An 18,116-nucleotide genomic window follows, 5' to 3' on the forward strand; every position below is an offset into this window, starting at 1 on the left:
TGGGTGGCCTCGCTTTCGCCCGTCACTATGGCCTCGTTTTCAACCATCGCCGACATCGTGTTCGTCCCGTGCTGGTGCGCGCGTGCGATCATGAAGTCCGCCGACAATGACCAATTCAAGACCCGGAGGCCTCGGCAGTAGAAGTGAGCTTGGCGAGTACTGCATCCCAAGTACCGCCAGCGGCCATGCGGCGGTGCCAGGTCCAGACCGTCTGCCATGGGCCAAACGCTTCTGGCAGATCACGCCACGCGATCCCTGTGAGGTAGCGGTAGATGATTCCCTCGATCATCGTTCTCGGATCAGAGAACTCTCGGCGTGGTCGACCTGTCGGGCCCGGCAGCATTCCCACGATCAACGATCACTGATCGTCCGTCAGCGCGCGAAGGCGGGACATGCCTGGGGCCTTCCTGTCGCTATCTGTCCATCGCGGGTGATCGCGGTACGAGAGGGCTGCCGCCTGATGGTCCCACCGACAGTCGGGGCTCGACGTGGGAGAATGAAACGGTGTACTTGGAGACCCGATTACCACTGGACTTGTACACATCGGCACGAGTCAAGGGCAGAATCGCCGCCGGTGTCTGGTGAACATCTGCGGAAATCGCGCGTACATAGCCGCATCCGGGCTGAGGAGTTCCTCTATGCGAGAACCTGGATCTCAGAGCGGCAGCGCGAGAAAGCGCTTCAGACGTGGAACTCGCATTACAACAATCACCGGCCCTACGGCGAGCACGACGGCAAACCACCCGCATCCACGACCCGGCGCCGCGTCAACAACTTCTTGGCCTCATGCAGCTGGCGGTCGGGACGATCGCGACGCCTGTGCGGTCGAGATCGCTGGATGCTGCGACGAGAGGACCGCCTACCGGGGACCATCACCTGTCGTGACGTTCCTCCGGCGGCGGGGACGCACCCGATCTCTTCGCGGCTGTCGACAGCCGCGAAGAACCTGTCCGGCTTTGGGGAACCGACTACCCGGAAGGAGCGACGGATACGAGGCTCATCGAGGGATGAGCGTGTACTTCGTAAACAGGTATTCGTGGATTCCTTCAATGCCGCCTTCTCGACCAAGTCCGGACTGCTTCACTCCACCGAATGGGGCGGACGCGTTGGAGACCACTCCCGCATTCACGCCCATCATCCCGGTCTGCAGCGCACTAATCATCCGCATAGTGCGATCCAGGCTCTCCGTGAAGACATACGAGACAAGCCCGTACTCGGTGGCGTTGGCGATGCGGACAGCCTCATCCTCGTCGTCGAAGCTAACGATCGCCAGAACGGGCCCGAAGACCTCTTCGCGCAACAGCTTGCTGTCGGCGTGCACGTGGTCCAGGAGGGTCGGCTCGTAGAAGGATCCGGGTCCCGAGATGGGTGCACCGCCAACTCGGAGGCGCGCGCCTCGCTGAAGCGCCTCCCTGACAAGGGAGTCCGCCTTAGCCACAGCAGCATCGTTAATGAGTGCACCGATGTCAACGCCTGCTTCGATGCCGGGACCGACCTTCAGGGCTCTGACGCGTTCAGCGATGCGATCGCTGAACTCCGTTGCGAGGGACCGATGCACGAGGAACCGGTTGGCCGCTGTGCAAGCTTGGCCAACATTCCTGAATTTAGCCAGCATCGCCGCGTCGACCGCCTTGTCGAGTTCGGCGTCGTCGAAGACGATGAAAGGTGCATTACCGCCGAGTTCCATGGACGTCCGAAGCACCTGGTGTGCGGACTGCTCAATGAGGCGTTGGCCCACGGCTGTGGAGCCGGTGAAGCTCAGCTTACGCAGTCGGGGATCTGCGATTATCGGCGCGGAGACTGCTGCGGCGGTGGATGTCGTCAGTACGTTGACGACCCCCGCCGGCACTCCCGCGTCTTCAAGTAGCTGGACGAAGAGAAGCGTCGTGAGAGGTGTGAGTTCTGCGGGCTTGATCACAACGGTGCATCCTGCGGCGAGGGCAGGGGCGATTTTGCGAGTGGCCATCGCTAGAGGAAAGTTCCACGGGGTTATGAGGAAGCAGGGTCCGACGGGGTGATGAGAAACGATGGCATTGCCGGTGCCTTCGGGGTTGGCGCCGAATCGGCCGCTGACACGGACGGCCTCCTCGCTAAACCAGCGGAGGAACTCGCTGCCGTATGCGATCTCGCCGAGTGCCTCCGCGTACGGCTTCCCCATCTCCAGAGTCATCACGGTTGCAAACTCGGTCGCCCGCTCTTGAAGCAGATCAAAAGCGCGTCTTAGGATGTCACTTCGCGTGCGAGCAGATGTGCGCTCCCACCCCTGCTGCGCGACGATAGCCGCATCCAGCGCACGGATACCATCGCGAGGGGAGGCGTTCGCCACCGTCGCGAGTACCTCTCCGGTCGCCGGGTTATGCACATCGATGGTGCCCTTCTCGCCGTCGACCCACGCGCCCCCGATATAGAGCTTGGTCGGGATATCTGTAAGGACCGACTCTTCGAAAATCGTCATGAGGTGCTCCGAGACATTGAGTGGGCATGTTGGTGAGCTCGCCTCACGAGGGACGGCGAGCTCACCAACGGGACTGCTACTTCTTCGCGCGTCGACGTAGGTAGCCGGAGCGCATCAGCACGACATAGACGAGCATCGTCGTTGCTGTTGCGGGCAGGGTTGCCGTGGTGAATGGGAAGATCCCCGACGAGACAAAGGTAATCGGGTCGAGGATCAGGAAGAAGACCACCATCCCGACTGCAAGGCTCGCGAACCCGGCGATGTTGAATCCACCGGTGTACCAATAGCTTCCACCGCGGTCCGTGCTGTACAGCCCGTCAATGTCCAAAATCTGTTTACGTAGGAGGAAGTAGTCGGCAATCTGTAGCCCGCACAGGGGGCCAAATACGACGGCGGAAAGTGTGAGGAACGTTCCGAAGTTCTCGTAGAACGGTTCCGCAGCGAACACGATGACAATGATGGCAGTGAGCACGGCCGCGCCCGTTGCCATGCGCCAACTGAATTTCGCATCGATCGCGGGCTGCTGCTTCAGAGCCAGCGCAGCAGTGTAGGTACCGACCATCGTCGTTCCGATGTTGGAGATGATGATGAAGGCGAACGCTGGAAGCGCGAGCGCCAATCCTCCCACCTCGAACAGTCCCTGGATGGGGTTGCCCCCGGAGCCGGGGAAGAGCAACTCTGTGTAGAGGCCGATGAGGCAGATAATGGCCACTGCTAGACCAAGCCCCAGGTTCACCGGCAGGATCGATTTCTTGGTGCTCTTATTGAACCGACTCATGCCGCCCACGTACGGCCACCAGGACAGTGCAGTAGCGAGCATGAGTTCGATACCGGTGGTGTAGTCCAGCAGGTTGTTACCGCTCGCGAAGGCCGGAACCGCCGCAAACAGCTTGTCGACGCCGATAGACACGACGATGGCGATGATGACCATCAGCCCCAGCGCGATCACGGAAATAGCGACGACTGCTCCCACCCGTCGAAGAATCGCCGGTCCCCTGCTGATGAAGAGCCAGACGATGACCAGTGAGATGACACTGGTAACCATCTGCACCAGCCACGCCTGTTCCTCTGGGACGATGCTGAGCGCGACCAGGAGGTAAGCCGCTGACTTCCCACTCAGAATCATCAGCGTAGTTCCCCACCCGATGGTGAAGAGGAAGATCAGTGCGACGCTGAAGCGCGACCCACGTGTTCCGAAGACGGCGCGGGTGGAGCGAACAGCCTCCAAACCGTAGCGAGTGGCCATTGGAACGGTCGCCAGCCAGACAAGGAACATTCCGCCCAGCATCGCCGCTGGCATGACGATGCTTCCTTGAGCTGCATCGAGGTAGTAGGCCACGTAACTGCCGATGATGAAGCACCAGGTTGCCACGGCGGCTTGTGCCGAACTGAAGAACAGTGTCCTCGGCTGCCATTCTCGCTCATTCGAGGCGAGGGGCAGCGAGCCTTCGGTTCCGCTCACGGAGATACCGTCCATCGATTTCGTCATAGGAACCACGCTCCGAACAGGGCGAGCACCGGCAGTGCGACGGTGAGGAGGATGAAGGGCAGGAAGTCGGAACCGTGAAGGGCCGGCTCGAGTGTTGCGCCGCGCCATTCGGCCAGCCTCACGTTCATCTCTTGTGTGTACGCGTCGTGCGTGAGGTGGGAGACGGTGACGGGCGCGGCCGCGGCGGATTCTGTATTAGACATGTCAGACTCCTTCATCCTGCTGCGACGACGGAAGACTCGGCGAGAGCGGCGTTTGACTGCGCTGCCACTCGGGCACCGGATTCGATGGCTCCGTCGATCCACCCTGCCCATCCCGATGCGAGGTCGGAGTTGCCAAAATATACGCGACCGTGGGGGACCTGAAGCGCGGCCGAGTGCGCAATCACCTGACCGGGCTTATATGCCATCCATGTTCCGTTGGAGAACTGATCGTTGTTCCAGTCGTGGAAGTCGACAGCGAGCACCGGAACGCCCGGGAGGTACTCCTGGACAGCTCGAGTGACGGCTTCGATGTCGTTGCCGTCAAGGTCTGCCTCCGCAGATGCGAAACCCACGAGGTAGGTACCGTCCGCGGTCGTGTACTCCGATGCGAGCCACTTGAACGTCGTGTGCATACCGGCGCCGAAGAAGAAGTCATCTTGCTTGGGAACCAGCGCCCACACCTTGACCGATTCCCCGGCTTGCTTCTCCACACTCATCGCCTGATGTGAGCTGGGAAGCCCCGGGGTGAAGGAGATGCGCTCCCAAGTGTTGATCGGCGCCGTTACGATGACGTTCCGTGCTGAGAACTGCGTGCCGTCCGCGTCGGTGACAACAACCCGTTGACCATCGTCGTCGATGCTGCGCACATCGACGCCGTATCGGATATCCAACGGGGCCTCTGAGAGGATTTTCTCAACGAGGACGCCCGTTCCTCCAAGGAACTTGTCTACCAGCAGCAGGTACCATCCGACGGCGCTGCCGAAGCCTTTGTTCCATGACAGGACGTGGAGGGTTGAGAGCTTATCCGGGTACGCCCCGAAGTAGAACGTGGGCCACGCCAAGATGAAGTCGCTTACCCGGGCGGGAAGATTCAGGGCATGAACGTAGTCGGTGAACGGGATGTCCAGGTCTGCGAGTTCGGGCTGGCCCAAAGGTACGTCGAATAGTTGAACACGATCGGAGTCCGTGTCGATCTTCGCGATGACACGTTCGAGAGCAGCCCACTCCTCGGGAGGAAACGGGAAGCGCTCGTGGCTGACCGCGCCACCAATACCCCATCCAAACTGGCTGTAATTCGGGCTCTGAAAGAGGTCAAGCCCATAGCGCTCGATCTCCGCGCGAACGAATGGTTGGCGGGTCGGCGCGATCCAAGTGCCCCCGAACTCCAGTTTCTGATCGCGACCGTCGAACTGTCGGTACCACGTTCGTCCGCCTGGCCGGTCACGGCCTTCGAGGACGAGCACAGAGTTTCCCGCGAGCGCGGAATCTCTCGCTGCGGTGGCGCCGGCGAAGCCGGCCCCAATGACGATGACATCCACTGACTCCATTGCCAGTTCTCCTTTGTTGGTTTCCGAGCGATGCACGGGGGTGTCGGTTAGAAAGCTTCCTCGTTCGGGTAGGGGAACCACCAGAAGTCCTGAACGGACGAGGTGGGGTCGACCATCACGAGCTTGGTGTGACGGAAGGTGTCCAATCCCTCGGTGCCGAGCTGGCGGCCGATGCCGGAAAGCTTGCGTCCACCGAACGGGCCAGCATCGTTGTCGAGCAGCGGGGCGTTGACCCATACCATTCCGGTGACGAGCTCACGCTGCGCGCGATCGATCTCAACGATGTCGGTCGAGTAGAGGGTAGCGCCGAGTCCGAACGGCGATGCGTTCGTGAGGTTGATGGCTTCGTCGAAACTGGACACCTTATAGACAGGGGCGATGGGCCCGAATACCTCCTGCGTGTAGATGTCCATCCCGTCGTGCAGGTTCTCAATGACGGTTGGGGTGAAGAAGTAGCCGGGGAGGTCGTCGCCGACTTCGGGACGACCACCACCGGTGACGATACGTGCGCCCTGCTCCACGGCTGTGGCGAGGAGTCCCTCCACGCGCCGCAGCTCGTTGCCGTTCTCCATCGCTCCGATGTCGACCTTATTGAGGCCGTGGCCGATGCGCAGCGCCTCCACATTCCGAACGAAGGCGGTCATGAACTCGTCGTATACATCCGCGTGAACCATGATCTTCTCGGCCGAGGTACAGACCTGGCCACAGTTGAGGAACGCAGCGAAGGTGGCGGCCTGAGCGGCGACGTCGATGTTCGCGGACGGCATGACGATGAACGAGTCACTGCCCGATGCTTCAATCAGGAACGGCTTGAACGTGTCGGCGCAGACGCGAGCCACTGCACGACCGGTGGGCACGCTTCCGGTGAAGGCGACCATGTGAGTGTCGGGGTGTCCGACGAGCTGCTTGGCCGCGTCAGCGCCGCCGGGGACGCACTGGATGACGCCGGCGCCCAGTCCCTCCAAGATCGGCATCAGCGCGAGCGAGGTCAGGGTGGCGTTCTCCGACGGCTTCACGATGACGGAGTTCCCGGCGGCCAAAGCGGCGGCCGCGGACCACATCAGGAGAAGGATGGGGAAATTGGCCGGCAGGACGATGACGACGGTCCCCATCGGCTCTTTGAGGGTGTACTGCATCTGCCCTGCGGTGGCCGCGCCGTGGATGGTGCCGATGGAGTGCCGGCCGATCTCGGCGTAGTAATCGATCGCGGAGGCCGCCCAGCCGATCTCGTCGACGCTCTCCTTGAAGGGCTTCCCGGTCTCGAGCGTCATGATCTCACCGATCCGTCGCGCCTGGTGACGCATCTCGCTGGCGATCTCATGCAGCAGCTCGGCCCGAACCAGGGGTGTGCGCTCTGCCCAGAGCTTCTGGGCGATGTTCGCGGAACGGATAACTTCCTCCACCTGTTCCGCGGTCGGGTCAGTGAAAGAACCGATCGGCTGCAGGGTGGCCGGGTCAAGGACCTCCACGCGGCGGTCACCCTCCGCGGGGACGAGTCCGGTGGAGGCGTAGATGCTGTCGTTGACCGCGGCGATGACCGCGGCGGTGGCCTCAGAAGGCCCTGCGTGGTTCGTGAGAACGGTGGAAGTCATGATGTTCCTTAGGTTGCGTCGTTGCTAACGGGAGTGACAGGTGGTAACGCGGTCAGGCGGCGCCTGCGGGGAGCCGGGACATGAGGGTGTAGACCTTGGTGAGCATGGTGCGGATAGCCCAGTAGCCACGCCAGCCGTCGGGAAGGACAACCGTCGCTCCCGGGAAAAGCGAGAAGGTGGTGCCGTCGACCCCGACAAGATCACCTTCTCCACTCAGGATGTAGATGAATTCGTCCTGGCCGTTGCGCTCGGTCTTGAAAGCTCCGGGAGTGACTCGCCACAAACCGAACTCGACCGTGTCGCGGTGGTGTAGCCGGATCGTACTGACCCCGGGCGAGCCGTAGAGCACGCGTGTCGCGTCGACATCTTCGAACGTGGGCCAGTCCAGCTCGACGTCGCTGGTGATGGGGGTCATATCGTTTCCTGCAACGCGTCGGCGGTGGCGGGGCTGGACAGTCGATGACGTACGCGCTGTGCGGCGCGCTCACCGCTTCGGATGGCGCCCTCCATGAGTCCGGTGAAGTCCGGGTCGGTGTACTCGCCGGCAAAGAATACGTCGCCGACGCCATCTTCGAGGGTGAGCACGGGAGGGCGCGCGTCACCGTCGAACGGTGCGTGGGCGGAGTAAGCGCCGCGTGCGAGAGGATCCTCCGACCAGACGGTGGTAAGGATCGTTGCGTCCTCTGGGATCTGAAGGTCGGCTCGAAGCTGGCTAACCTCGGTGCGCCACTCCTGCGGGTTGGTGGCCAGTGCGGCCCGGTCGAGAGCGGCTTCGGATCCCATGAAAGCGTTCAGGACCGGGGCGACGGAACCAGAAGCGTCCACAGCTGTCCACGTCCAGTAGCGGTTTCGCACGGACATAATGGCTCTGGCGGGCGGGATCGTCGGTAGGCCGACGTGCATCTTCGCGGCGTGCCCCTGTCGGATCCCTCTGAATGCCGCTTCGCGGGCAGGCGCGGTAGGCAGTGCGACCGTAAGAGGGTCGCGAACGATGGCAAGGGGGAGGGCCACGACGACGGCGTCGAACGCGATGACTTCGCCATCCGCGAGGGTAACGAGCGCTCCCCCTCGCGGAAGCGATTCCACTGCCTTTACCGCAGTCGAGAACTGCACGACATTACCCAGGCTGGCGGCGAGAGCGTTTGGCAGTCCCTGATTGCCGCCGGCTACCCGCCAACTCGGCTTCGGTTCGAAGGATGCGATGTGTTCCAGCGCCTCGGCGGTGACCTCCGACGCGCTGACCGCGGTCGAGATCTCAATGCGGGCTCGCAAGGCCTCGACGACATCCTGGTCCTCGCTCAAATGTCCGAGGACCTCTTCGGCGGAGATAGCGCCCTGAAGTTCGGATGCGATACGTACCGCATTGCGGCCCGCGGCGACGATGTCCGCCGTGGTCACGCCGGGTAGGTCGCCGGGCTCCCGGACGTAGTAGCTCATCCCAGTGTCGACGAGCTCAAGTCCGTACTCATCAAGCATCCGCCTCATCGAGGTGTATCCGTCGAGGACGAATTCTGCACCCCGCTCGATGACGCTGCGGTGGCCCCCCTGGCTTAGAGTCTCTGACCACACGCGTCCGCCGGGGCGGTTCCGTGCTTCAAAAACTGTGACATCGGCTCCCGACTTCACCAAGTCGGTAGCCGCAGCAAGGCCAGCAAGCCCGGCGCCGAGAACTGCTACGCGGTTCATGTATTGCCCCTGATCGACATCTCCGTTGATGTGGCGGGTTGCCACTCGACCAAAGTACGTCCGGGTCACACCTATGGGCACTAGACAGTTGGATAGCATATCCAGCGAGAATGTCCTGTCGTATAGTCGAGGCATGAGTGCGGGCGTTTTGACGGTGGCCGACATTGTGGGGACCTTGAGCCTTGACACGAAGTTGCTCGCGGGAGCTGACGGGGAGACGCGAGAGGTGCTGTGGGCGCACAGCTGTGAGATGGTCGATCCCGCTGAGTGGCTGGGTCCGCACGAACTGCTCATGACCGTCGGCTTATGCGTGCCGAAGAAGGCAGCAGACCAAGCAGCATTCATCGCCCGGCTCGACGATGCGGGTCTGGCAGGCATGGTCATCGGAGATCACGACCTTGCCCCGCGGTTGTCCGAGAGCATGTTCGACGAAGCCAACCGCCGCGGATTTCCCATCCTTTTCGCGGGGCAGCGTACGTCCTACGCCGTCATCGCGCGCCACGTCGCGGCTGCCAATACGACCGGCCAGACTCTGCAGGTCCTCAAGCTCAGCAAGCTCTACCACCTCGCGGCCTACGCCGGGAGCAACACCAAGGACCTTCTACACAGCCTCGGAGCACTGCTGTCCATCGGGATCGAGGTCTTTGACACTCATACCGGGGCCAGGCTTCTCGATTCCGGCACGGTCGAAACCTCCACTGACGCCTCGCGGGTGACACGGACGTACGAGCTTCATGGGCATCACCGCGCCCATCTGCAGCTGGCGGAGTTCAAGGACGAACCGCTGGATAGTTTCCTCCTGGTACATCTCATCAAGATCATCGAGGTGGCCGTGGACCGGCTGCTGGACACCGCGGATCGGCGTGCGCAGCTGTCCGCCGCGCATATGACGGCGTTGATCAACGGCGTAGGGACCAGCGACCTCCCGGCCTTCCTTGACCCGCACCCAACAGTGGATGGATTCCGCATCCTCGCCTTCGACGGCGCTAGTGGACCTCTCGTCGCCCGCGCCGCGGCGACCGCCTTGCTGCCTGCCGTCGTGGGATCGGGAGGCAGGGACTATCTCGCCCTCGTTCCAGTCGCCGCTATGAAGGACTTCCGCGAAAAGGTTGAGCCCATCGCACCTACAGCGGGAATCTCTTCCGTGTTCCTTGACCTCGCTGATGTCCGCGCAGCCGCGACTGAAGCGCGGAACGTCCTCCCAGACTCGGCAGACGCACCGGGATGGAGCGAGTATGCGGGCTCGACGATGTCTGTCCTGACGCGCTCCCGGCGAGAGGCGTCTCAGATCGTTGCCGACGTTCTTGGCCCCTTGGCACTTGAGGACGAGCGTGCCACCACTCTCCGCAGCACCTTGTTCGCGTACCTGCGCAACGACCGCAACTGGCAGTCGACCGCCGAGGAGCTGTCGGTCCATCGACAGACCCTCGGGTATCGGTTGCGGCGTATCGAAGAGGAAACGAACCTCAACGTGTCTCGTTCTGCGGATCTCGCCGCTGTGTGGATCGCCTATCAGGCGTGGCAGACTCTCGGCGGCGTGTGATCCCAGCCACGCCACCTGATCGCCTCTAACGTCCCACCTTCGCCCACCGAAGGTGGGCCGCGCGATGAAGACGACCCATACTCGTCGGCAGTCAGCTATGCAGCGTTCACTTCGGATATTTGCGACTGCGTCAGGCCTCATACCGCACGAAGAAAGAGGCTAAGTGGTGTCGAACGGGGCGTCTTCTCCGGAGTTCTCGACGGCTTCCGTAGAGAGGGGATGTCGAATGGCAATTTTCCAGTGATGGGATGTTTGCCAGTGAAGGCGTCGAGGATGACCCGATCACTTGCCGCGGACTCGCCCATTACGGTTGCACGCGGTCGACGATAGGCCCGAGGATGGCCGGTCACTCGAGGATTACAGAGACGTAAAGCGGCGCGTACGAGGCAAGCGAGATCGGCTGGCTGATCGTGTCATGCGGGAGCGCAAGCGTGCCGCCAGGGACGTAGTCGGTGATGGCCGAGCCACGTCGGATCTCGAACGGGGCGCTTCGACCCGCACGAAAATGGTGTTAGCCTCCGCGGGATCGGTCGTGATGTCCAGACCGTCCAAGACCTCAAACCCCTCCAAGTAACTGGGGGACACCCATGTCGATAGCAGTCCGGGCGCACTCAAGCGGGGTGCGGTGTTCCATTTCCCCAGTCGTTCGGGCCGAACTCGAGGCCGAGGAAGTGCTCGCATCGAGGAAGTTCCAAACGGTGACGACGATGCCGTTGAAGCCAAGCCGTTGTCGGAGGGTGTCGCGAACGACAGGTTTGCCCGAAGAATGGAACTGACTAGGGCGTGTCTCTCAAAAGGAACCGGCGACGCTCCAGCGAGGTCTCCTTGTAGTAGCGAACACGCGAGGTGGTTGCGGCGGGTAGCGTCGACTCACTTTCCAAGACTGAAGTGAGCCAGATGACCACCCCCTATATGACGGAACCAGCGCTGTTGGAGTCACTTCAAGGACAGCAATATGTGGTCCTTCGACCAAGCGAGTCTTTTGCCGCCTTTCTACGAGAGCGAGCAGCCCGAGATCGTGGCGCGGCTGCCAGAGGGGACACTCCACCCGAACACTTTGCGTTCCGCAGCTTCTTCGAGCCGGGGCGCGTGCGCTCGTTCCGAGAGTTGATCGCCTCCTGGGCGGGAGCGCAATCGTCAGTCGAGTTGCGCGTAGATGCGGTTGACGAGTTCCCGCCGCCGTTCCAAGAGCTGATCACGCGACTCTAGCGAGCGAGCTCGTTGATCGACGCCTACTCAAGCTTGACCGAGGTGCTGGATGCGACCGACTTCCGCCGCGTTGAAGAGCTTCCGCTCGACGGCTGGGTGTTTCACCTTTCGCTTGCATCCGGGGGCTCCCTCGACGACGGGAGGTGGACCGAGCAGTTCGAGGCGAGTAGACGTGCGGTTCCGTCGCGTCCGCGTGAGCTTGTCTCCTACGTCGGCTTCGTCTCGTACGACGGCGACGGTGAGCACATCGACAGCTTGCCGTTCCGGTGATCACCAAGGCGTGAGAGATTTGCTTGTTGTCCTCAGGCGGACGCTAAGCAGAGTTACCTCACAAGTTCAAGAACGTGTGGGATCCGCCTAGCACCGGCCTTGAGTCAGAGGGTGATTGCACGAAGGATGACACCACCACGGTATGTGATGGCGAGCTTGTCGTATCGAGTCGCCAATCCGCGCCACTGCTTCGTCTCGTTGAAGCTGCGTTCGACAACGTTTCGCCCCCTTGCAATCGTCGCGGTCGTACCCGACGGGTCTGCCGCCACGGGCACCTCGACGTCTGCAGTGCCCCTGCTGGTCGGCGAGCTCGGGGAGGACCGCGACGATCCCCCGGGAGCACAGGTGATGCCGAATCGCGCGAGACAAGTACGCCCTGTCGCCACGCACCCGGTCGGGGCGGGAGCGCGGCCGCCCCGGGCCCCGGCGCGCGACTCGTCTATGGTTCATCAGGACGGGGAACTTCGGCGACTCACCCGCTTGTCCAGGGCTGATGGATCTTCGTGCGCAACCCGCCCCGCGATCGACCTATGGCGTGATCAGTCGGCTCCTCGCGCAGATTCCTATAGTTCGACAGATCCGCCGTGTCCCCTCGGCCACCCGGCGATCGTCTCGGAATGCGCGGCCCCGCCGTCCGGCCGACGAAAGGAACAACGGGCTGATCCGCTCCCACTGGGTATCCGTCAGCACCGCATCCCGAGTCACTCAAGAATCGTCCCGCGTGGGACCTCGGAAAAGGGAGACACGCACTAGGCCCCCGTCAAACAGGCGCAATCCGCTCGTGAGTATGAGACGATTCGAGGGCGTTGCGTGCAGCCGAGACGATGAGCGGCTGTAATTGCGGAATGAAATTGGCTGCGCGTGTCGCCGTGACGATCGTCGCAATCACACCGATTGCAGCCGTGATGCGAAGCCGTCGTGCGAACACGTCTGGATGCAGCGCAGCCATTTCCACTGTGTTCACGTCGACTGTCGGCGGATCGAAGATTTGCCAGATCATAGATACGATCGGCGAGATGGCGGAGCGGAGCTCGTCATCGGTAGAGGTCAAGGCTGCGAGAAGCAGAGCCATGCTTCCTGGGTTAGCGAGAGCCATATCGGTGAACACCGTCACCGCTAAATCATCGCGAGCGTCGCCCCAGCTGGAGTCCTCGACCTGCTGAAGCACCTCGGCAGTCAGGTCTTTGGAACGAGCTGTGACCGTCGAGAACAGGAGGTCCTTCGATCCATACCGAGACAGCAGCCCAGTTTTGGAGTACCCGGTCACGTCAGCGATCGCCTGAACCGACGTTGCGCTGAACCCACGAGCCGCAAAAACCATTGCCGCCGCATCCAGCGTCGCCGCCTCTAACGCTTCGCCCCTCAATCGCACTGTCATCACGGATCAATCGTACCGCTAGCGACCAATATGGTCGAAATGGGCTATTATGGTCGCATGACTTCTTCGCGTGCACTCCTGATCCGGCTTGGATCATCACTTTGGGGCGCAGCAGCGCTCTGGTATCTCCTCTGTGAAGCTGTGGCCGCCATCGGCTTCCCCGGCTATAGCTACGCGACCAACTGGGTCAGCGATCTCGGCGTCCCGGAAAGAAGCGTCTTCCAGGGCCGCGAACTCAACTCCCTACTCGCTAACGTCATGAACACGGGCTTTGTCGGCGAAGGCGCCCTCTTCGCGATCGGCGCGATCGTGATCTTCTGGGGCCTCGGACGAGAAAGACGCCGCGGCGCCGTCATCACGCTCGGCATCCTGCACGGTATCGGCATCTCGCTGGTGGGTATGGTCCACGGAAGCCAGGCAAACCAGGACGCTGGGCTGACCGTGTTCCACTTCGCTGGAGCAGCTCTTGCCATCGTGAGCGCTAACGCATTGATGATCCTCGTCGGCCGCACCACCTTGCGGAACGATCTACCGGTGTGGTCGCGGCGTACCTGCGTCGCATCAGGCATCGTCGGACTCGTCTCGTTGGCTTTGCTTGTCGTGACCGCGATCTCTGGTTGGGTTTACGCCCCCGTGTGGGAGAGGGCTTCCGTATATTCGTTCCTGGCTGCATCGCTCCTCCTCGCCGGCTACTTCTTCTCGGCACGCCGAGCCGAAGAGCGATCGCTTGTGACAAAGGCGTAAGGAGCCCCGTACCCACGAGGTGAAGGCCCTGGGCCTAGTCTCAAGCGCCTTCGACGCACGAAGAGTGACACTGGTCCGATTGCACCGAACCACCTCATAGTGAAGGCTGTCAGCAGCGCTCACCATAGGTCGCCCGTCAACGAAATCTCTCGGGCGACCTATGACCGAGCCCCCGCTGGAATCTCGGCGGTCCAGACTTCATCGATGCCGAAACCGTCCGCCGAAAGCAAGTTGTAGCGAACCATATCGGCAGGAGCTAGAACGCGATCAGCTGTCTCGCGCCGGAAACGATCGTTTTCGGTGGCCGCGCCAAAGCCATGGATTTGCTCAACATACTTCTGCGCGCAGAGCTGCTGAGTCACGGCTCGTTGAAGATGCCTATTGCCGATATTCCCGGACGTTCCCTATTGCTCGGTGCGGATGGTGTCGTCACGCCAGTCGTTGATTTGCTCTGTGCCGTCGGCCGCACGCTCTTCCCTTTGACGAAGCTCGACTCGGCGGATCTTTCCGGAGATGGTCTTCGGAAGGTCAAAGAACTCAAGGCGCCGGACCCGTTGGAACGGTGCCAGGTGCTCGCGCGCATATTTCAGGATGTCCAGCGCTGTAGCCTCGGTCTCCTGATATCCCGGCGCGAGGGCCACGTACGCCTTGGGCACGGCGAGCCGGGTCGCGTCAGGAGCCGGCACAACGGCGGCTTCGGCGACCGCGGGATGCTCGATGAGGACGCTCTCGAGTTCGAACGGGCTGATCTTGTAGTCCGATGCCTTGAAGACGTCGTCGGCGCGGCCGATGTACGTGATGTATCCGTCGTGATCTCGTCGGGCGACGTCACCGGTCCGGTAGAAGCTCTCGTACGCGGATTCCTCGGTGCGGTGAGCGTCTCCGACGTAGCCGGTCATGATGTTGATCGGACCTTCGGAGAGGTCGATGCAGATCTCGCCTTCCTCGCCGGGCGCCCCGGTAACCGGGTCGAGCAGCACGATCGGACATCCCGGCAACGGCCGTCCCATAGAACCGGGCTTCAGATGGATACCGGGCGGGTTCGCGACGACAGCGGTCATCTCCGTCTGTCCGTAGCCGTCGCGGATAGTGAGACCCCACCGATGTTGGACCTGTTCGATGACTTCGGGGTTGATGGGTTCGCCAGCGGAGACGACTTCCCGGAGCGCGGAGGGCCGCTCACCCATGTCGGCCTGGATTAGCATGCGCCACACAGTGGGTGGGGCACAGAACGTTGTAACCGCTTCTGTTTGAAGCTTGTGCAGCATCGCTTCGGCGTCGAAGCGTGTGTAGTTGTAGATCAAGACGGTTGCTTCGGCGAGCCAGGGTGCGAACAGACAGCTCCACGCGTGTTTGGCCCATCCCGGAGAGCTGATCGCAAGGTGTACATCGCCCGGTTGCAGTCCCAGCCAGTACATGGTGCTGAGATGGCCGACCGGGTAGGACACCTGAGTGTGTTCGACAAGCTTGGGGCGCGAGGTCGTCCCAGACGTGAAGTACAGAAGCAGCCGGTCCTCCGGCGCTGTGCCGGGATGCGCGACCCGCCGGGCAGGCTCGGCGAACGCCCCGGAGTAGTCGCGCCACCCCTCGGTCGCGGCGCCCACAGCGATTCGGGTGTAGGAGCCGGCCACGTCGTCGAACTTCGTCGTGTCCGCTGCCGCAGCGATGACGTGTCGCACAGCTGCGCGCGCGACCCGGTCGGTGAGGTCCTTCGTTCCGACTGCAGTGGTGGTGGGAACGGCTACCGCGCCGAGCTTCATGATTGCCAGCATCGACTCCCAGAGCTCCACCTGGTTGCCCAGCATGAGCAGCACGGACTCTCCGCGCTTCACGCCGGCGGCAGCCAGCCAGTGCGCCAGCTGGTCAGATCGTTGCGCCAGCTCCGCGAATGTCCGCTCGGTCCGGGTGTCGTCGTCGTTTACGACGATCAAGGCTCGGGTGTGATTGTCGCGGGCGACCTCGTCGAACCAGTCGACGGCCCAGTTGAAATTCGCACCCATCTCGGGCCAGATGAAGGACGTGACGGCTGCGTTGTAGTCGCTGCGTTGCTCCAACAGTCGATCCCGGGCCGCCTGCAGCCGTCCGGTGCTTGTTCCTTGGGATATCGCGTCAGAGTTCATCAGCTCTCCTACCTCGGTGTAGTTGCTCGCGGAAATCTCATCACTTCTAGCAAGCCGTGCGTGCTTTCTTCGTGCATTTGGGCGACGTGGGGCGTAGCCGGGATTTCAGCCAATCGCGGCTGTCAGGAAGGCCATCTTCTGCTGGTTGTAGGCGTCCGTCCAGCGTGACGGTGACGCCATGAACCCGTGGGCTAGCTCGGCGGCGCTTGTCGGATAGAGATCTGCTTTATTCGTTACACCGAGGCGGTCGAGCTTGGCGTGGAAGTCGCGAAGCTGGTCGGGAAAGGTGCCCGTGTTGCCGTCAGAGGAGAACGTTGGAGGGTACTGGTCGGTCACGTTCGGGAGGATGTTGGCTTCCGCGATAATGTCCCGCGAACGCCCCAGGTAGGTACGCAGTGCAAGGCTGAACAGCACACTGGGGACGAGCTTCGGCGACTGTGTCTTGCCCACTCGGTTGATATCGAAGGGGGCGCTGTCGAGCGCCAAGGCCTTCAGGGCGCCGTGGGTGACGGGCGAGATACCTACCCGGGCGGCGTACACGGGATCGCTCTCAACGAGGCCAAACTGTGCGGCGATGTGCCCGCCAGCCGACCCTCCTCCCACGATGAGCTCGCTCATATCGATGCCGTGCTCGGCGCCATGCTCTTGCAGGAAAGCAACGGCCTGGGACAGTTGGATGAGGGGCACGGGGTACTTGAATTCGGGGGCGAGGGCGTAGTCGATGGAAACCAGATTGAACCCTGCAGCGAGGATCGGATCGCTGATGATGGAGAACCCGTCGATGCCTTTCGCGGCGGGGTCGCCGCTGACCTTGTCGCCGACGACGAATCCGCCTCCATGGACGTATACGAAGGTGGGCCGACGGGTCGTGGGGTCGTTATCGGCGATGTAGATGTCGAGGAAGCTGTTCGGGTACTCGACCCCGTACTGAACGTCGTTGATGCGCAGCGCACCGTTGCGAAGAACGGTGGCGCCTGTGGAAGCGGTCGAGGCCGCAGAGTTCTTGAACCCCATCATTTTGCGAAGGGCCAGCATGAGCGCGTCGGTGACGGGTGCCCGCTTCAGCTGTCGAGGATTTCCGGAAGTGAGCATGGGATCTCCTAAGACGTGGCGCCGACCGGCACCACCTGGTCGAGGTGGCCCGCATTGACCTGTCGGAGAACCGTGAGGGCTTCCTCGCGCCACGCGCGGGCGATGGGCAGGACCTTGGTGAAGCCGCTGGAGGGGTGGATGTGTCCCTGTTGGAGTGAAGAGATGGCGGGGACTCCGGCATCGTTCAGTTTCTCCGCGTATGCCGCTCCGTCGTCGCGGAGGAGGTCAAACTCGGACGGCATGATATACGCCGGTGGCAGTCCTACGTGGGACTTGGCGTGCAGCGGTGAGGCGTACGGGTCGGTGGGGTCGCCGTCCTCGCCGAGGTACGTGACGACCAGCGTCTCCACGTCGGGGTGGTGGAGGGCGTACTGGGATCCGAGGTCTGGGTCTGCGTGGGAGGGCAAGCTGAGGGTGAGGTCGACGGCGGGCGCTTCCAGCAGCTGGAACGCGATTGCAGGGCCGTTCTCGTCGCGGTTCTTGATGCACAGTGCCGCGGCGAGATTCGCGCCGGCCGAGGCCCCGCCGACGGTGATGAAGTCGGGGTCCACTCCGATCTCGTCGGCGTGATCGACCACCCATTTCAGTGCCGTCTGGCAGTCGTTTAGAGGGGTGGGGTGCTGGAACTCGGGGGCTTTACGGTAGTCCACGGTGATGGCGACGCAGTGGCCCCCGATGGCGCGTTCGCGGCCGATGATGTCGGTGAAGGGGCTGAGTCCGGTCCCGGCGACCCAGCCGCCGCCGTGGAAGTAGAGGTGCACGGGGAGCGCGCCGTCGTCGAGGGTGGGCCGGTAGATGGCAAGGGAGATGACGCCGTCGGTGACGGGGATCTCCACGATTCGCTTATCGGCGACGTCGGGGCCGGGTTCGGCGACCTGAGCGACGAGGGCTGCGGTGTTGGCATTGTCCTGTTCCCGGAAGGCGGCGAAGTCAATGTCGGCCGGCAGCGGCGGGATGGGGATAAATGCGGTGAGGATCGGGTCGACCGGCATGGGAGAACTCCTTCG

The 18,116-nt window shown here is 62.5% G+C and carries 15 protein-coding genes and 2 pseudogenes; 3 read left to right on the forward strand and 14 right to left on the reverse strand.

Translation table 11 applies throughout. The features are described from left to right. From ACTJI8_RS09615 to ACTJI8_RS09650, 8 genes and pseudogenes are all read right to left on the reverse strand, one after another. Positions 1–343 (reverse strand): annotated as a pseudogene (locus ACTJI8_RS09615) (transposase); the annotation flags it as partial. 654 nt (positions 344–997) lie between these two features. Then, positions 998–2,455: an NAD-dependent succinate-semialdehyde dehydrogenase gene (locus ACTJI8_RS09620; RefSeq protein WP_440733214.1), complete on the reverse strand. Its 1,458-nt coding sequence runs from the start codon at positions 2,453–2,455 to the stop codon at positions 998–1,000. Between the two features lie 76 nt (positions 2,456–2,531). Further along, positions 2,532–3,944, reverse strand: a complete 1,413-nt coding sequence (locus tag ACTJI8_RS09625) for a purine-cytosine permease family protein (RefSeq protein ID WP_440733215.1) — start codon at positions 3,942–3,944, stop codon at positions 2,532–2,534. After that, positions 3,941–4,147, reverse strand: coding sequence for a hypothetical protein (locus ACTJI8_RS09630; RefSeq protein ID WP_440733216.1), 207 nt, complete (start codon positions 4,145–4,147; stop codon positions 3,941–3,943). Before ACTJI8_RS09630 ends, ACTJI8_RS09625 begins: the two co-directional genes overlap by 4 nt. 11 nt (positions 4,148–4,158) lie before the next feature. Beyond that, entirely contained in the window at positions 4,159–5,475 is a 1,317-nt protein-coding gene (locus ACTJI8_RS09635; protein ID WP_440733217.1) for a flavin monoamine oxidase family protein, read from the reverse strand. Positions 5,476–5,522: 47 nt separating this feature from the next. Beyond that, positions 5,523–7,067: an aldehyde dehydrogenase family protein gene (locus ACTJI8_RS09640; protein ID WP_440733218.1), complete on the reverse strand. Its 1,545-nt coding sequence runs from the start codon at positions 7,065–7,067 to the stop codon at positions 5,523–5,525. Between the two features lie 52 nt (positions 7,068–7,119). Next, positions 7,120–7,482: a cupin domain-containing protein gene (locus ACTJI8_RS09645; protein ID WP_440733219.1), complete on the reverse strand. Its 363-nt coding sequence runs from the start codon at positions 7,480–7,482 to the stop codon at positions 7,120–7,122. Further along, a complete protein-coding gene (locus ACTJI8_RS09650; protein ID WP_440733220.1) occupies positions 7,479–8,798 on the reverse strand; it encodes a flavin monoamine oxidase family protein in 1,320 nt (439 codons plus the stop codon). The genes ACTJI8_RS09645 and ACTJI8_RS09650 overlap by 4 nt, the downstream gene beginning before the upstream one ends. 88 nt (positions 8,799–8,886) lie before the next feature. Between ACTJI8_RS09650 and ACTJI8_RS09655 the strand changes: the two genes are divergently transcribed. Next, a complete protein-coding gene (locus tag ACTJI8_RS09655; RefSeq protein WP_440733221.1) occupies positions 8,887–10,296 on the forward strand; it encodes a PucR family transcriptional regulator in 1,410 nt (469 codons plus the stop codon). Positions 10,297–11,517: 1,221 nt separating this feature from the next. Then, positions 11,518–11,775 (forward strand): hypothetical protein, encoded by a 258-nt coding sequence (locus tag ACTJI8_RS09660; RefSeq protein ID WP_440733222.1) that lies wholly within the window; start codon positions 11,518–11,520, stop codon positions 11,773–11,775. Positions 11,776–11,879: 104 nt separating this feature from the next. Here the strand turns inward: ACTJI8_RS09660 and ACTJI8_RS09665 are convergent. Continuing rightward, positions 11,880–12,349, reverse strand: a pseudogene (locus tag ACTJI8_RS09665) (transposase); the annotation flags it as partial. A 186-nt stretch (positions 12,350–12,535) separates the two neighbouring features. Continuing rightward, positions 12,536–13,153: a TetR/AcrR family transcriptional regulator gene (locus tag ACTJI8_RS09670; RefSeq protein WP_440733642.1), complete on the reverse strand. Its 618-nt coding sequence runs from the start codon at positions 13,151–13,153 to the stop codon at positions 12,536–12,538. A gap of 57 nt (positions 13,154–13,210) precedes the next feature. Between ACTJI8_RS09670 and ACTJI8_RS09675 the strand changes: the two genes are divergently transcribed. Next, positions 13,211–13,897, forward strand: a complete 687-nt coding sequence (locus ACTJI8_RS09675) for a DUF998 domain-containing protein (protein ID WP_440733223.1) — start codon at positions 13,211–13,213, stop codon at positions 13,895–13,897. Positions 13,898–14,055: 158 nt separating this feature from the next. Here ACTJI8_RS09675 and ACTJI8_RS09680 read toward each other — a convergent pair whose 3' ends face one another. From ACTJI8_RS09680 to ACTJI8_RS09695, 4 genes are all read right to left on the reverse strand, one after another. Beyond that, positions 14,056–14,259 (reverse strand): hypothetical protein, encoded by a 204-nt coding sequence (locus ACTJI8_RS09680; protein WP_440733224.1) that lies wholly within the window; start codon positions 14,257–14,259, stop codon positions 14,056–14,058. A gap of 42 nt (positions 14,260–14,301) precedes the next feature. Next, a complete protein-coding gene (locus tag ACTJI8_RS09685; protein WP_440733225.1) occupies positions 14,302–16,017 on the reverse strand; it encodes an AMP-binding protein in 1,716 nt (571 codons plus the stop codon). A gap of 105 nt (positions 16,018–16,122) precedes the next feature. Beyond that, positions 16,123–17,109, reverse strand: a complete 987-nt coding sequence (locus ACTJI8_RS09690) for an alpha/beta hydrolase (protein ID WP_440733226.1) — start codon at positions 17,107–17,109, stop codon at positions 16,123–16,125. A gap of 8 nt (positions 17,110–17,117) precedes the next feature. After that, positions 17,118–18,101 carry an alpha/beta hydrolase gene (locus tag ACTJI8_RS09695; protein WP_440733227.1) on the reverse strand — a complete coding sequence of 328 codons (984 nt, stop codon included), beginning with the start codon at positions 18,099–18,101 and terminating at the stop codon, positions 17,118–17,120. Positions 18,102–18,116 lie beyond the last annotated feature (15 nt).

This window comes from Microbacterium sp. 22303 (genome assembly GCF_052045265.1).
Classification (GTDB): Bacteria; Actinomycetota; Actinomycetes; order Actinomycetales; family Microbacteriaceae; genus Microbacterium.

What these genes read in the sequence shown, in the direction of transcription:
- ACTJI8_RS09620 (WP_440733214.1), bottom strand. Translation starts at nt 2,455, where the DNA reads ATGACGATTTTCGAAGAGTCGGTCCTTACAGATATCCCGACCAAGCTC.
- ACTJI8_RS09625 (WP_440733215.1), bottom strand. Translation starts at nt 3,944, where the DNA reads ATGACGAAATCGATGGACGGTATCTCCGTGAGCGGAACCGAAGGCTCG.
- ACTJI8_RS09630 (WP_440733216.1), bottom strand. Translation starts at nt 4,147, where the DNA reads ATGTCTAATACAGAATCCGCCGCGGCCGCGCCCGTCACCGTCTCCCAC.
- ACTJI8_RS09635 (WP_440733217.1), bottom strand. Translation starts at nt 5,475, where the DNA reads ATGGAGTCAGTGGATGTCATCGTCATTGGGGCCGGCTTCGCCGGCGCC.
- ACTJI8_RS09640 (WP_440733218.1), bottom strand. Translation starts at nt 7,067, where the DNA reads ATGACTTCCACCGTTCTCACGAACCACGCAGGGCCTTCTGAGGCCACC.
- ACTJI8_RS09645 (WP_440733219.1), bottom strand. Translation starts at nt 7,482, where the DNA reads ATGACCCCCATCACCAGCGACGTCGAGCTGGACTGGCCCACGTTCGAA.
- ACTJI8_RS09655 (WP_440733221.1), top strand. Translation starts at nt 8,887, where the DNA reads ATGAGTGCGGGCGTTTTGACGGTGGCCGACATTGTGGGGACCTTGAGC.
- ACTJI8_RS09670 (WP_440733642.1), bottom strand. Translation starts at nt 13,153, where the DNA reads ATGACAGTGCGATTGAGGGGCGAAGCGTTAGAGGCGGCGACGCTGGAT.
- ACTJI8_RS09675 (WP_440733223.1), top strand. Translation starts at nt 13,211, where the DNA reads ATGACTTCTTCGCGTGCACTCCTGATCCGGCTTGGATCATCACTTTGG.
- ACTJI8_RS09685 (WP_440733225.1), bottom strand. Translation starts at nt 16,017, where the DNA reads ATGAACTCTGACGCGATATCCCAAGGAACAAGCACCGGACGGCTGCAG.
- ACTJI8_RS09690 (WP_440733226.1), bottom strand. Translation starts at nt 17,109, where the DNA reads ATGCTCACTTCCGGAAATCCTCGACAGCTGAAGCGGGCACCCGTCACC.
- ACTJI8_RS09695 (WP_440733227.1), bottom strand. Translation starts at nt 18,101, where the DNA reads ATGCCGGTCGACCCGATCCTCACCGCATTTATCCCCATCCCGCCGCTG.